The 12414-nt window shown below is 69.8% G+C and carries 14 protein-coding genes; 8 read left to right on the forward strand and 6 right to left on the reverse strand.

The features are described from left to right. The first annotated feature begins 38 nt into the window (after positions 1 to 38). Together AAHG03_RS10690 and AAHG03_RS10695 are read left to right on the forward strand one after the other, a co-directional pair. The gene (locus AAHG03_RS10690; RefSeq protein ID WP_342150634.1) at positions 39 to 422 is read left to right on the forward strand and encodes a hypothetical protein; all 384 of its coding nucleotides are present in this window, start codon (positions 39 to 41) and stop codon (positions 420 to 422) included. Between the two features lie 91 nt (positions 423 to 513). After that, entirely contained in the window at positions 514 to 678 is a 165-nt protein-coding gene (locus AAHG03_RS10695; protein WP_091941568.1) for a YqaE/Pmp3 family membrane protein, read from the forward strand. Here the strand turns inward: AAHG03_RS10695 and AAHG03_RS10700 are convergent, their stop codons facing one another. The 3 genes from AAHG03_RS10700 to AAHG03_RS10710 are packed head-to-tail and all read right to left on the reverse strand — an operon-like array spanning position 679 to position 4156. Then, complete coding sequence (locus AAHG03_RS10700; RefSeq protein WP_342150635.1) at positions 679 to 1149, reverse strand: secondary thiamine-phosphate synthase enzyme YjbQ; 471 nt, start codon at positions 1147 to 1149, stop codon at positions 679 to 681. After that, a complete protein-coding gene (locus tag AAHG03_RS10705; protein WP_342150636.1) occupies positions 1146 to 3101 on the reverse strand; it encodes a cisplatin damage response ATP-dependent DNA ligase in 1956 nt (651 codons plus the stop codon). Before AAHG03_RS10705 ends, AAHG03_RS10700 begins: the two co-directional genes overlap by 4 nt. Next, positions 3098 to 4156, reverse strand: coding sequence for a ligase-associated DNA damage response exonuclease (locus AAHG03_RS10710; protein ID WP_342150637.1), 1059 nt, complete (start codon positions 4154 to 4156; stop codon positions 3098 to 3100). Before AAHG03_RS10710 ends, AAHG03_RS10705 begins: the two co-directional genes overlap by 4 nt. A gap of 49 nt (positions 4157 to 4205) precedes the next feature. Here AAHG03_RS10710 and AAHG03_RS10715 point away from each other — a divergent pair, with 49 nt between their 5' ends. Further along, positions 4206 to 5156, forward strand: a complete 951-nt coding sequence (locus AAHG03_RS10715; RefSeq protein WP_342150638.1) for a class I SAM-dependent DNA methyltransferase — start codon at positions 4206 to 4208, stop codon at positions 5154 to 5156. A gap of 88 nt (positions 5157 to 5244) precedes the next feature. Continuing rightward, positions 5245 to 6000 (forward strand): YoaK family protein, encoded by a 756-nt coding sequence (locus AAHG03_RS10720; RefSeq protein ID WP_342150639.1) that lies wholly within the window; start codon positions 5245 to 5247, stop codon positions 5998 to 6000. A gap of 108 nt (positions 6001 to 6108) precedes the next feature. Here AAHG03_RS10720 and arfB read toward each other — a convergent pair whose 3' ends face one another. Together arfB and AAHG03_RS10730 are read right to left on the reverse strand one after the other, a co-directional pair. Further along, a complete protein-coding gene (arfB, locus tag AAHG03_RS10725) occupies positions 6109 to 6534 on the reverse strand; it encodes an alternative ribosome rescue aminoacyl-tRNA hydrolase ArfB (protein ID WP_342150640.1) in 426 nt (141 codons plus the stop codon). Positions 6535 to 6558: 24 nt separating this feature from the next. After that, complete coding sequence (locus tag AAHG03_RS10730; protein WP_342150641.1) at positions 6559 to 6837, reverse strand: BolA family protein; 279 nt, start codon at positions 6835 to 6837, stop codon at positions 6559 to 6561. Between the two features lie 138 nt (positions 6838 to 6975). On the opposite strand from AAHG03_RS10730, the gene AAHG03_RS10735 reads away from it, so the two are divergent. The 4 genes from AAHG03_RS10735 to cobT all read left to right on the forward strand — a co-directional run bounded on the left by AAHG03_RS10735 (position 6976) and on the right by cobT (position 11325). Further along, positions 6976 to 7671: a J domain-containing protein gene (locus AAHG03_RS10735; protein WP_342150642.1), complete on the forward strand. Its 696-nt coding sequence runs from the start codon at positions 6976 to 6978 to the stop codon at positions 7669 to 7671. 239 nt (positions 7672 to 7910) lie between these two features. Further along, a complete protein-coding gene (cobS, locus tag AAHG03_RS10740; protein WP_342150643.1) occupies positions 7911 to 8894 on the forward strand; it encodes a cobaltochelatase subunit CobS in 984 nt (327 codons plus the stop codon). A gap of 17 nt (positions 8895 to 8911) precedes the next feature. Continuing rightward, the gene (locus AAHG03_RS10745) at positions 8912 to 9409 is read left to right on the forward strand and encodes a DUF29 domain-containing protein (RefSeq protein WP_342150644.1); all 498 of its coding nucleotides are present in this window, start codon (positions 8912 to 8914) and stop codon (positions 9407 to 9409) included. 5 nt (positions 9410 to 9414) lie between these two features. Then, positions 9415 to 11325: a cobaltochelatase subunit CobT gene (gene cobT, locus AAHG03_RS10750; protein ID WP_342150645.1), complete on the forward strand. Its 1911-nt coding sequence runs from the start codon at positions 9415 to 9417 to the stop codon at positions 11323 to 11325. 160 nt (positions 11326 to 11485) lie between these two features. Here the strand turns inward: cobT and AAHG03_RS10755 are convergent, their stop codons facing one another. Continuing rightward, on the reverse strand, positions 11486 to 12409 hold the full coding sequence (locus AAHG03_RS10755) for a transporter substrate-binding domain-containing protein (RefSeq protein ID WP_342150783.1): 924 nt from the start codon (positions 12407 to 12409) through the stop codon (positions 11486 to 11488). Positions 12410 to 12414 lie beyond the last annotated feature (5 nt).

The following is a 12414-nucleotide window of genomic DNA, read 5'->3' on the forward strand; positions in this document are numbered from 1 at the left end:
CGCGGAATCATCCGCGGCCGAAGCCGGAACGACATCCGATGAGCGCGTCCGCGGGGCCTGCCGATCTCGACCTTGAGGAGCAGCGCGCCCGCATCCGCCGCATGCTCGACGAGGCCGACCGGATGGCCGCCGAGCGGTCGAAGCTTTTTGCGGAACAGAGCAAGTTCGCCGCCGAGCAGGCAAAGCTCGCCGCGGAGCAGAACAAGTACGCTGCCGAGCAGAACAAATTCGCCGCAGAGCAGAGCAAACTTGCCGCGGAGCAGAGCAAGCTCATGGCCGAGCAGGCAAAGTTCTCCGCCGAGGCGCTGAAGCTGGAGCGGGACCGGGCGCTCGCGCCCTGGCAGATCGTGGTCGGCTGCATGGCGGCCGGCGCGGCGTTCTTCGGCGCGGGCGCCGCCTTCATCAAGCTGATCGGCCCATAGGGCCGCGCCGATCCGTGATCGGCCCGGACGGAACCCAACCGCGCCGCTTTCGTTCTTGGCCCGAGCCGCACACAGCGCTTGGAGCTATCCTTTGTCGACCCTTCTCAAGATCCTGATCGCGTTCTTCCTGCCGCCGATCTCGGTGCTGATGACGAACGGATTCGGATTGCAGTTCATCATCAACGTCGTGCTCTGCCTGCTGTTCTACATCCCCGGTTCGCTGCACGCCCTCTACCTGCTGCTGCGCGACCGCTGATCAGGCGCCCACAACTGAGAGCACGATCTCGCGCCGGTGGCCCCGGTCGCGGTGCTCGATCAAGTAGATCCCCTGCCACGTGCCGAGCGCGAGGCGCCCGTCACGCAAGGGGATCGTGAGGCCGGAATCGGTCAGCATCGTGCGGATATGGGCCGGCATGTCGTCCGGCCCCTCCATCCCGTGGACGTAGTGGCCGTGGCGCGGCGCGAGGCCGTCGAGGGCCGTCATCAGGTCGGTGCGCACGTCCGGGTCGGCGTTCTCCTGAATCGTCAGCGACGCGGAGGTGTGGCGGCAGAACACGCTGACCACGCCGGCGCGGATGCTGCTCTCGCGCACGAAGGCGGCGACCGCCTCGGTGATGTCGGTGAAGCCTTGCCCCCCTGTGGCGACCGTTACCGTCGCGCTCGCCTGCCGGGTGACCTCGCCGGCCAGAAAGCCCTGCAGCGGCCCGATCCTGCCAGCACTCCTCATTCCGATCCCTCCATCGTGGCGCCCGGGGCGATCTCCTTCTCGCCGCGGGCCAGGATGCGTTCCAGCACGTCGATCCGGTCGGCCTCCGCGGGCGGCTTGTCCCAGCGGATGCGGCTGACGCGGGGGAAGCGTAGGGCGAAGCCCGACTTGTGCCGGGTCGAGCGCTGCACGCCCTCGAACGCGATCTCCAAGACCAGCCCGGCCTCGCGCCCGTGGGTCACCTCGCGCACCGGGCCGAAGCGCTTCACCGTGTTGTTGCGGACATAGCGGTCGAGCTTTTGCAGCTCGGCATCGGTGAAGCCGTGATAGGCCTTGCCGACCGGCACCAACTCGTCGCCGGCCTCGCCCGCGCGCCAGCAGCCGAAGGTGTAGTCCGAGTAGAACGACGAGCGTTTTCCGTGGCCGCGCTGGGCGTACATCATCACGGCATCGACGATGTGCGGCTCGCGCTTCCACTTCCACCACGGACCCTTGGGCCGGCCGGGCAGGTAGGCGCTGTCGCGGCGCTTGAGCATCACGCCCTCGATGGCGTCGGCATCCGCCCCGGCCCCGACCGAGGCCGGGTCGGCGCGGGCCGCCGCGAGGTCCGGCCAAGTGGCGAACGGCACGACCGGCGAGAGGTCGATCCGGGCGTGGTCGAGATGCGTCACCAGCGCTTCGAGCCGCGCGCGGCGCTCCGCGAAGGGCAGCGTGCGCAGATCCTCGCCGTCCTCCGCCAGCAGGTCGTAGGCGCGGACATGGGCGGGAAACTCTTCGAGCAGCTTCGGGGTCACCGCCTTCCGGTTGAGGCGCTGTTGCAGCACGTTGAAGGTCTGCACGCGGCTCTCGCGCAGGATCAGCAGTTCGCCGTCGATGGCGCCGTCGAACGTGATCGCCTCGGCGAGGTCGGGGAAGGCGTGCGTGATGTCCTCGCCGGTGCGCGAGTAGACCTTTCGCACCTGCTGCCCATGGGTGTCGCGCCCGCCCGCGAGCTGGACGCGGATGCCGTCCCACTTCCACTCGGCGGAAAACGCCTCCGCGTCGAGTTTGTCGAGGTCGGCCTCCTCCTCGATCGGGTGCGACAGCATCGGCGGGCGGAACGGGGCCGGGTTCAGGCTCTCGGGCCGCTCGCCCCTTCCCTCGACCCAGGCGAACAGCTCCGCGTAGGGTGGCTTCAGCCCGTGCCACACCTGCTCGACCGCATCCGCCTCGTGCCCGCCGAGTGCGCCGATTGCGGTCTTGGCCAGCCGCGCCGAGACGCCGACGCGCAGGTTGCCGGTGACGAGTTTTAGAAGAGCCCAGCGCCCGGTCTCGTCGAGGGCGTCGAGCCAGCCGGCGAGGTGTTGGGGCAGGGCGCGCTTGGGGGTGGTGGCCAGCGTCTCCACCACCTCGGCGAGGGTGGGGACGTGCGGGGGCGGGTTGTTGTGACCGAGCCCCGGTGCATCCCCTCTCCCCGACCGAAGTTGGGCCCGCCCAACTTCGGTCCTTGCTTGCTGATCCCGGGCAAGCCCGGGATCAGTCGGGGAGAGGGCTCTGCCGACCTCGTCGTCGGCAGAGCGAGGCGGCAGCCGAAGGTGAGGGGGCGTATCCGGAGGAGGCTCTTCCGTAGACGCCCCCTCACCCCCGCTACCGCTCGTCTCGCCCCCGACGAGGGGGGCTCGACCCTCTCCCCGCGTGCGGGGAGAGGGGGCGCCCTCCTCCGGCCCCGGCCAGATCAGCGCCGTGGTCTCGGCCAGATCACCCACGTAATTGTGCGACAGCGCGAACAGCACCGGATCGACCCGCTCCTCCACCAGCCCCCGGATCAGCGCGGGCTTGGCCTCGCGAAAGGTCAGCCCGCCGGTCATCGCCGCGAGCGCCCAGCCGCGCTCCGGGTCGGGTGTGCCGGCAAAGAAATCCTGCAGCAGCCGGAGCTTGGCGTTGCGGCGTGGCTCGTAGGCGAGGCGGTCGAGGAGGGCGGCGAAGTCGTTCACGACGAGGCCTCCTCCATCTGCGGGCTCGCCGCCGGATCGGGCTCGGCCTCGCCGTCGTCGCCGTAACCCAGCAGATGCAACGGCTTGGCGCGGATGCCTTGCGTGCCGCACCAATGCACCAGCGCGTCTTCCTGCCCGTGGGTGACCCACACCTCCTCCGCGCCGGTGTCCCGAATGGTGCGGCAGAGGTCGGGCCAGTCGGAATGGTCGGAGATGACGAGCGGCAGCTCGACGCCCTTCTGGCGCGCACGCGCGCGAACCCGCATCCAGCCCGAGGCGAAGGCGGTGACCGGATCGGGGAATTTGCGCGACCACAGGTCCTGGATCGAGGAAGGCGGGCACAGCACGATCGCGCCGTGCAGGTTTTTTCTGTCCGCGGCGACCACCTTGGGGGTGTCGCCGAGGGGAATGCCCTCGTCCTTGTAGAGCGCGGTCAGCCGTTCCATCGCGCCGTGCAGGTGGATCGGCCGGTCCCAGCCCTCTTCGCGCAGCAGCGCCATCACCCGCTGCGCCTTGCCGAGGGCGTAGGCGCCGACGATGTGGGCGCGCTCGGGGAAGAGTTTCACGGAATCCAAGAGCTTGCGGACTTCGTCGCGCGTGTCGGGATGGCGGAACACCGGCAGGCCGAAGGTGGCTTCCGTGATGAACACGTCGCAGGGCACCACCTCGAACGGCAGGCAGGTCGGGTCGGGCGCGCGCTTGTAGTCGCCGGAGACGACGATCCTCCCACCCTCCCCTTCGATGGCGATCTGCGCCGAGCCGAGCACGTGGCCGGCGGGCGCGAAGAACACCGTCACGTCGCCGATGCGCATGCGCTCGCCCAGCCGCGCCTCCTCGCGGCGCGCACAAAAATCCTCGCCGTAGCGGGTCGCCATGATGCGCAGCGTCTGATCCGTCGCCAGCACCGCGCCGTGGCCGGCGCGCGCGTGGTCGGCGTGGCCGTGGGTGATCAGCGCCCGCTCCACCGGCCGGGTCGGATCGACGTGGAAGCGCCCGAGCGGGCAATAGAGCCCTTCCCGCGTCAGGGTGAGGAGATCGGAGGCGCGCTGCGGCATCGGCCGGGATATAGGGCGCGGGATCGTCGAACCTTAAGCCCAAACCCCGATGTCGCATCAGCGCTCCTCCGGAAATCTCCTCGCCGACCGGCGCTACGCCTATGCCGAGGCCTGCCTCGCGGAGGGCGACGCGGCGGGCGCCGCCGAGATGGCCGAGCAAGCGCTGGAGATTTCTTCCGACTGGGCTCCCGCCTGGGTTCTGCTCGGGCGCGCCCGGGCCTTCGCGTTCACGCGAGGGGGCGCGGAGGCCGACCGGGCGGCGGCGTTGGAGGCGTTCGGACGCGCGTTGGCGCTCGATCCCGACGACGTTCTGGGCAGCCGCCTGCACCTCGCGGGCCTCGGCGCCGCGGAGGCCGCCACCGCGATCGGACCGGCCTATATTTGGGCCCTGTTCGAGGGTTACGCGCCGCGCTTCGAGCGCCATCTCGTGGACGAACTCGGCTATCGCGGGCCGCAGATGATGGTGGAGGCCCTGGATGCCCTCCCCGATGCGCCGCCGCACTTCCCCCGCGCGCTCGATCTCGGCTGCGGCACCGGCCTGATGGGCCGCGCGCTGGCGGGCCGGGTCGAAACGCTTGCCGGCTGCGACCTGTCGCCGGCGATGCTGGCGCAGGCCCGCCGCACCGGGCTCTACGCCCGCCTCTGCGAGGCCGACCTCGTCGCCTTCCTCGCAGCCGAGCCGGCGGATTCGGCCGACCTCGTCACGGCAGCCGACGTGTTCATCTATCTCGGCGATCTCGCCCCGGCCTTCGCGGGCATCGCCCGCGCCCTCGCGCCGGGCGGGCGCGCCGTCCTCACCGTGCAGTCGCCGGAGGAGGGCGAAGGCATCGTGCTCGGGGCCGACGGGCGTTACGCCCACGGCGACGCTCATCTCCACGCGGCCGCAGAGGCGGCCGGCCTCGCCGTTGTTGCGCTGCAGCAGGCGGCGATCCGAAGGCAGAACAGAGTGGACGTTCAGGGCCGAATTCTCATCCTGCGGAAAGCTCACAAAAAAGCTTGAATGTGCCGCAGCACGCATCCTGCTCGCGCGAATGCAACGAGTCGGCTTCGGTTCCGTTGTGCTGCGAAGCAGCATTCCAGGGTGAACGATGGCCGACACGACGAACAAGGCATTTCCGGCAAGCTCGGTGACGCGGGTGCCGTTCGCGCTCTCCCTGGCCGGTCTGGCGGGAACGGCCGATTCCATCGGCTTCCTCGAATACTCGCAGCTGTTCATGTCGTTCATGAGCGGCAACACCACCCGCTTCGGCGTCGCCGTGTCGAGCTACGACTGGACCGGCACCAGCCGCTTCGCCACCGTCATCGCGACCTTCTGCTTCGGCGCGTTCCTCGGCACGCTGATCGCCGCGTGGTCGGGCCGCTGGCGGCTCTCGGTGCTGCTGATCATCCAGGCCGTCCTGTTCGCCGGCGGCCTCTACGTTCCCTTCGGCACCGACGCCTTCCCGCTCCACGCCTATCCGATCGTGCTGGCGCTCGGCATCCAGAACGCCACCCTGCAGGACGAGGCCGGCCGCAGCCTCGCGCTCACCTATGTCACCGGCACGGTGGTGCGCTTCGGCGCGGGCGTGGCCAACATCCTGCTGCACAAGCCAGCGCCGTCGTTCTGGATCCAGGCGCCGCTCTGGGGCGCGCTCAGCACCGGCGCCGTCGTCGGCGGCTTCCTGCATCACTGGTTCGGCGAGAAGGCCTTCCTGTTCCCGGCGGGCTTCGCCGCCCTGCTGGCCTTCATCTCGCTCGTGCTGTCGATCGCCCTGAAAGACACGAAGTACGTCTCGGGCTGGGCCGCGCCGCAGCCCGACGCCCACCCGGAGGCCAAGCCGACCGCGACCGTCCCGGCCAACTAGCCAAGTGCCTGAAGCAGGACCGATGGTCCTGCTTCAGGCGTCCGGCGGACGGCCGCCGCCCCGCAGTCGCGGGGGCCAATCGATGACGATCATCGATCGGTGTGCGGCCTACTCCCCCTCCCCCGGGCCACCGCGCAGCCGCTTGATGCTGCCGCGGTGGCTCTTCGATTCGAGCCGGCGCTTCTTCGAGGCGAGCGTCGGCCGGGTCGCCCGCCGCGGCGTCGGCGGCACCGCGGCCTCGGCGACCAGCGCGGCGAGGCGCTCGCGGGCGTCCGCCCGGTTGCGCTCCTGGGTGCGGAAGCGCTGGGCGTTGATCACCAGCACCCCCTCCCCGGTCAGCCGCCGCCCGGCAAGCCGCATCAGCCGCACCGCCACGGCATCGGGCAGGCTGCGCGAGCGGCGCACGTCGAAGCGCAACTGCACCGCGGTGGAGAGCTTGTTGACGTTCTGCCCGCCGGGACCGGAGGCGCGCACGAAGCTCTCCTCGATCTCCGATTCGTCGATTTCGATCTGCGGCGTGCAGACGAGCGCCACGGCGCCCTCCCCTGATCGTTCGTGTCAGCCCGCTTCCGCGGGCGTGCGGGCCCGCACCGCCAGCGCGTGCAGGCCCCGTTTAAATGCCTCATCCAGCAACGAATTCACCAGCCTGTGACGCTCGATCCGGCTCTTGCCGTCGAAGGCTGCCGCGACGACGTCCAGCCGGAAATGCGTCTCCCCGCCCGGCCGGGCGCCGGAATGGCCCGCGTGCAGATGGGATTCGTCGATCACCTCCAGATGCGCGGGCGCGAGTTCGGCGCTCAAGCGCCCAGCGATCCAGTCCCTCAGGGTCTCGGCCATTTTCGAACGTCCCTTCGGTTTCGTGACGGTTCGTTGCACCGTCTCGCACCGCCGGGCGTCAAGCCCGCATCGGTGCATGCGTCATCAGGCCCGACGGCCTTGTCCGTCGGCGCGTCCGCCCCTCATAATCGACCCGTCATGGATCTCAATTCGCCCCTGTTCGACAGCATCCGCATCAAGCCGACCTGCGACGACCCCAAGGACGGCTCGAAGGCGAGTCCGAAGGGGGGCCGGGCGGGCGCGAAGGCGAGCGCGAGCACGACCACCGAGGCCACCTGCGAGGCGCCGGGCTGCACCGGGGCGGGCCTCTACCGCGCGCCGAAGGGGCGCAAGCAGGAGGGGCAGTATTACCGCTTCTGCATCGACCACGTGCGCGCCTACAACGCCGCCTACAACTACTTCGACGGCATGAACGACGCCGCGGTCGAGGCCTACCAGAAGGACGCGATGGTCGGCCATCGCCCCACTTGGTCGATGGGCGTGAACGCCGCCGCCGGGACCGGTGCGGACAAGAAGGCCGACAAGCCGGAGGCCGAGCGCGACTGGGCCTATGCCGACCCGCTCGGCATCCTGCGCGCCAACGGCCTCGGTGGATCGGGCCGGCGTCAGGCGGCGCCCGAGCCGCAGCGCCCGCGCCACACGGCCGCCGTCACCAAGGCGCTCGACGTGATGGGGCTCGACGAGAACGCCGACACCGCGGCGATCAAGGCGCAGTACAAGACCCTGGTGAAGCGCTTCCACCCCGACGCCAACGGCGGCGACCGCTCGTTCGAGGAGCGCCTGCGCGACATCATCCGCGCCCACGACGTGCTGCGTGCGGCCGGCATGTGTTGAGCCGGCACGAAGGATGCACGCGGCGCCGGTCTCCATCGTCGCGGTGAGGGCGGACATTCCGCACTTGCGTTCTATATCGCGCCTCAGGTGCCTTGACGCCCTACCCCCCTTGGCGATGCCGAGGGGCGGCGATTAAGGATGACGGCCCTTAGGCCATTGAAGTTGACGATCCCGAGACGATGCAAAGCGCGACCGCGCCGGGCCCGATGCCCCCGCCGGCCGCACCGATGAGGTCCCGTATGCTGTCCGACGAAACGCCCGCTTCCCTGCCCGACCGTCAGGTCTCCGTCCGCGAGGTGTTCGGCATCGACCTCGACCTCAAGGTCCCGGCCTATTCCGAGGCCGAGGAGCACGTGCCGGACCTCGATCCCGACTACATCTTCGACCGCGAGACCACGCTGTCGATCCTGGCGGGCTTCGCCAAGAACCGCCGCGTCATGGTCACGGGCTATCACGGCACCGGCAAGTCCACGCATATCGAGCAGGTCGCGGCGCGCCTCAACTGGCCCTGCATCCGGATCAACCTCGACAGCCACGTCTCCCGCATCGACCTCGTCGGCAAGGATGCGATCGTCCTCAAGGACGGCAAGCAGGTCACCGCCTTCCAGGACGGCATCCTGCCCTGGGCGCTGCAGAACAACGTCGCGCTGGTGTTCGACGAGTACGATGCCGGCCGCCCCGACGTGATGTTCGTGATCCAGCGCGTGCTGGAGTTGTCGGGCCGCCTGACCCTGCTCGACCAGAAGCGGGTCATCCGCCCGCATCCGGGCTTCCGCCTGTTCGCCACCGCCAACACCGTGGGCCTCGGCGACACGTCGGGCCTCTATCACGGCACCCAGCAGATCAACCAGGGCCAGATGGACCGTTGGTCGATCGTCACCACGCTCAACTACCTGCCGCACGACCGCGAGGTCGACATCGTGCTCTCCAAGGCGACCCACTATCGCGGCGAGGGCGGGCGCGACACGGTGAGCCGGATGGTGCGCGTCGCCGACCTCACCCGCAACGCCTTCATGAACGGCGACCTCTCCACCGTGATGAGCCCGCGCACGGTCATCACCTGGGCCGAGAACGCCGACATTTTCCGGGATATCGGGTTCGCGTTCCGGGTGACGTTCCTCAACAAGTGCGACGAGCTGGAGCGCCCGCTCGTGGCCGAGTTCTACCAGCGCGCCTTCGGCAAGGAGCTGCCCGAGAGCGCGCTCAACGTCGCGCTGAGCTGATCGGCATGGAGGAGCCCGTGGCGCATCCGGTCCCCAGCGATCCGCCGGAGACGGGCGTCGCCTCCGGGCGGGGTCGCACGCGCGACGAGGACGACCTCTACACCTGGGCGCGGGAGCAGGCCGCCCTGCTCCGCGCCCGCCGCTTCGCCGAGATCGATGTCGATCTCGTCGCCGAGGAGCTGGAGGATTTGTCGAGGCGCGAGTTCTCCAAGCTCTGCAGTGCGCTGCGCGTGCTGGTGATGCACATGCTCAAGTGGGATCAGCAGCCCGAGCATCGGACGGCGAGCTGGATCTACTCGATCCGCGAGCAGCGTCGCCGTCTCGACCGCCTCCTGCGCGAGAGCCCCGGCCTCAAGCCGCGGCTCGATGAGGCGCTGGCGGATGTCTATCCCGACGCGCGGGATTGGGCCGCCGACGAGACGCATCTGCCGCCGGACGAGTTCCCCGCCGCCTGCCCCTATGCCTGGGACGAGATCCGGGAACGCCCGTTCGATCTCGACTCCGTGAAGAAGTAGATCGCATGGCCCTGACCAACCGCAACAAGTCCGGCGAGCGCAAGGAGCCCGGCGCCGAGCCGCTGAAGCGCTCGGTGGCCGGCTGCCTGCGCGCCATCGCCAAGCGGCCGGAGATCGAGGTCACCTATGCCAGCGACCGTCCGGCGCTGATCGGCGACAAGGCGCGCCTGCCCGAGCCGACCCGCCGGCTCACCGCCGAGGATGCCGCGATCCTGCGCGGCCATTCGGACTCGATGGCACTGCGGCTCGGCTGCCACGACACCGGCGTCCACCGTCGCCTCGCGCCCGAGAACGCGGCGGCGCGCGCCGTCTACGACGCGGTCGAGCAGGCCCGCGTCGAGGCGATCGGCTCGCGGCGGCTGGCGGGCGTGGCCTCCAACATCACGGCGATGCTGGAGGACCGCTATCACCGCGGCGGCAAGTACGAGAACATCACCGACCGGGCCGACGCGCCGATGGAGGACGCCGTCGCCCTGATGGTGCGCGAGCGCCTGACCGGTCAGGCCCCGCCCCCGGCCGCAGCGAAGCTCGTGGAGCTGTGGCGCGAGCACATCGAGGCGCGGGCGGGCAAGAACCTCGACGGGCTGCTCGGCGCGATCGAGAACCAGCGCGGCTTCGCCCGCTCGGTGCGCGACCTGCTCTCCTCCCTCGACATGGCCGACGAGACCCCGCTCGACCAGGACGACGAGACCGACGAGGACGAGAACCAAGCCCAGGACGACGAGCAGTCCCCGAGCGAGGGCGAGGCCGAGGAGAAGTCTCAAGGCGACCGCGCCGAGATCGAGGTGACCGACGAGGCCGCCGACGAACTGGAGGAAGGCGCCACCGAATCCGCCGACGCGCCCTCGGGCGAGATGCCCGAAGAGGCCGAGGACGCGGAATCGGAGGAGGCCTCCGAATCCTGGCGCCCGCCGACCAACCGCGGCAACGAGCGCACCGGCCCGGATTACCGCGTCTACAACCCGCGCTTCGACGAGGTGATCGAGGCCGAGGAGCTGTGCGACGCCGAGGAGCTGACGCGCCTGCGCAGCTACCTCGACAAGCAGCTCGCCCATCTCCAGGGCGTGGTCGGGCGCCTCGCAAACCGCCTGCAACGCCGCCTGCTGGCGCAGCAGAGCCGTGCCTGGGAGTTCGATCTCGAAGAGGGCCAGCTCGACCCGGCCCGCCTCGTGCGCGTCGTCACCGATCCGTTCCAGCCGCTCTCGTTCAAGCGCGAGAAGGACACCGACTTCCGCGACACCGTCGTCACGCTGCTTCTCGACAATTCCGGCTCGATGCGCGGACGCCCGATCACGGTGGCGGCGACCTGCGCCGACATCCTCGCCCGCACGCTGGAGCGCTGCGGGGTGAAGGTCGAGATTTTGGGCTTCACCACCCGCGCCTGGAAGGGCGGCCAGAGCCGCGAGGCGTGGCTGGCCGGCGGCAAGCCGGGCAATCCCGGCCGCCTCAATGACCTGCGCCACATCGTCTACAAGAGCGCCGACGCACCGTGGCGTCGGGCGAGAAAAAACCTCGGGCTGATGATGCGCGAGGGGCTGCTGAAGGAGAACATCGACGGCGAGGCCCTGGACTGGGCGCACAAGCGCCTGCTGGCGCGCCCCGAGCAGCGCCGCATCCTGATGGTGATCTCCGACGGCGCCCCGGTCGACGACTCGACGCTGTCGGTCAACCCCGGCAACTATCTGGAGCGCCACCTGCGCTACATGATCGAGGAGATCGAGACGCGCTCGCCGGTCGAGCTTCTGGCCATCGGCATCGGCCACGACGTGACGCGCTACTACCGCCGCGCGGTGACGATCATCGACGCCGAGGAGCTGGGCGGCGCGATGACCGAGAAGCTGGCCGAGCTGTTCGAGGAGGATGCCGGTGGTGGGCGCATGGCGCCCGCACCGCGCCGGGCTGCCGGGGGCCGCTGAAGCCCGCTTTCATCCCACCCAATCCCCTCATCCTGAGGTGCTGCGAAGCAGCCTCGAAGGAGGGCTCCAGCAGATCGTGCGTTGACTGGAGCCCTCCTTCGAGGGCGCCGCTGCGCGTCGCCACCTCAGGATGAGGGGGATGGATGGGACGAAGCGGCGCTCAGAACGGGCTTACCGGAAAAAATCTCAAATAAAGCTCCGCATACTTCCCATCGTCCCACACCCGCTGCAACGCGTCGTCCAGCGCCCGCGACAGCGCGGCGTCCTCGGTGCGGGTCACGAGGCCGATGCCCTCGCCGAAATAGCGGTTCTCCAGATAGTCGCCGCCGACGAAGACGCAGCAGTTTTCCGAATCCTGGCCGTTGAACCAGAGGGCGAGGTTGAGCCCGTCGGCGAACAGGTAATCGACCTCGCCGCGCTTCAGCGCGCCCTCCGCGGTGGCGAGATCGGGAAACGTCTTTCGGACCGCCTTGGGGAAGAACGCCTTCAGGTAGGCCTCATGCGCGCTGCCCTCGACGGCCCCCACCGTGCGGTCCGCGAGCGCGGCGGCCGAGGGGGCGGGCAGGCTGCTGCCGTTGCGCATCGCGAAGCGCGCCGGCCAGCGGAAATACGGGCGCGTGGCGAGGAAGCGGGCGCGCAGCGCCGGCGTCAGCGGCACCGCGGCGGCGACCACGTCGCCCTGCTTGTCGTTGAGCGCATCGAGCAGGGTGTCGAAGCGGCGGGCCTGGACCGTGCAGGGGATCGCGAGGCGCTCGCACACGGCCCGCGACAGTTCCACCGCGAAGCCCGTCGGCGTGCCGTCGGGACCTGCGAAGTGGAGCGGCGGGAATTCGTCGTCGGTCATGAACCGCACCGCCCGGCCGGTCTGGGGCGCGTCCACCCGCTCGCCACGGGCGCGGGGGTTCCAGAAGTTCGGGATGGTGACGGAAGATGCCGCCGCCGGGGCCGGCTGTTGCGCGTATGCAACGCTTGCGAGCAAAAGGTTAACGCATGTTAATACAATCGTGCTTAACCCCAGGCCGCGCCTTGACGCGCGGGTTGAGGCGGCGGAGCGATACACGTGCGTAGAGAGGTCTCGGCCCATGCCTC

This window comes from Methylorubrum subtropicum (genome assembly GCF_038442325.1).
Classification (GTDB): Bacteria; Pseudomonadota; Alphaproteobacteria; order Rhizobiales; family Beijerinckiaceae; genus Methylobacterium; species Methylobacterium subtropicum.

Coding starts and splice junctions, on each gene's coding strand:
- AAHG03_RS10730 (WP_342150641.1), bottom strand. CDS start 6,837: ATGGCCGAGACCCTGAGGGACTGGATCGCTGGGCGCTTGAGCGCCGAA.
- AAHG03_RS10690 (WP_342150634.1), top strand. CDS start 39: ATGAGCGCGTCCGCGGGGCCTGCCGATCTCGACCTTGAGGAGCAGCGC.
- AAHG03_RS10720 (WP_342150639.1), top strand. CDS start 5,245: ATGGCCGACACGACGAACAAGGCATTTCCGGCAAGCTCGGTGACGCGG.
- cobT (WP_342150645.1), top strand. CDS start 9,415: ATGGCCCTGACCAACCGCAACAAGTCCGGCGAGCGCAAGGAGCCCGGC.
- AAHG03_RS10710 (WP_342150637.1), bottom strand. CDS start 4,156: ATGCCGCAGCGCGCCTCCGATCTCCTCACCCTGACGCGGGAAGGGCTC.
- AAHG03_RS10735 (WP_342150642.1), top strand. CDS start 6,976: ATGGATCTCAATTCGCCCCTGTTCGACAGCATCCGCATCAAGCCGACC.
- AAHG03_RS10755 (WP_342150783.1), bottom strand. CDS start 12,409: ATGGGCCGAGACCTCTCTACGCACGTGTATCGCTCCGCCGCCTCAACC.
- AAHG03_RS10715 (WP_342150638.1), top strand. CDS start 4,206: ATGTCGCATCAGCGCTCCTCCGGAAATCTCCTCGCCGACCGGCGCTAC.
- cobS (WP_342150643.1), top strand. CDS start 7,911: ATGCTGTCCGACGAAACGCCCGCTTCCCTGCCCGACCGTCAGGTCTCC.
- AAHG03_RS10700 (WP_342150635.1), bottom strand. CDS start 1,149: ATGAGGAGTGCTGGCAGGATCGGGCCGCTGCAGGGCTTTCTGGCCGGC.